General features: G+C 42.8%; 1 protein-coding gene. It reads right to left on the reverse strand.

The window, feature by feature from the left end:
- Positions 1–228: 228 nt before the first annotated feature.
- The coding region (locus QEH59_RS18695) for a hypothetical protein (RefSeq protein ID WP_308986906.1) at positions 229–493 on the reverse strand (265 nt) is incomplete at its 5' end.

Consider the following 493-nt stretch of genomic DNA (forward strand, 5'->3'; position numbering starts at 1 on the left):
TTTTTTTTTTAGATTTCGTTTGATTGGCTCAATATGGTTAGGTTTTGGATTCCTTCAATCTTCTTATCTGGGATTTTTTTAACCGCAGATGGATGCTGATTCACGCGGATCAAGATTCTTAAATCTGTGTATATCAGCGTGAATCTGCGGTTCTAAATTCAGTTCACCTTTTCTGTATATCGATGAGGACAGGCAACCCGCCTGACGAGTTAGAAGTCCTACTGATTTTTAGAGTTTTACGGGCGGGTTATCGGGTTGTCCTGCTCCGACTTGTTCACAACCTGTAGGTCGAAAGTCCCGAGTGCTGTCAGCAAGATCTTCATTCATTCCTTTTTCAATTCGCTTCGCATAGCTTAGATTGATGATCGAAATCGAGATCATCGCCGCGCCAACTAGAGCAGCTGTTTTAGGATCTGTTTCAAGCATCTCCGATGCGCAAACAGGTAGCAGAAGTCCGAGGATTATCGTTCCATAGAAATTCCGTTTTAATGCC

The organism is Thalassobacterium sedimentorum, from assembly GCF_031127905.1.
GTDB lineage: Bacteria > Verrucomicrobiota > Verrucomicrobiia > Opitutales > Coraliomargaritaceae > Thalassobacterium > Thalassobacterium sedimentorum.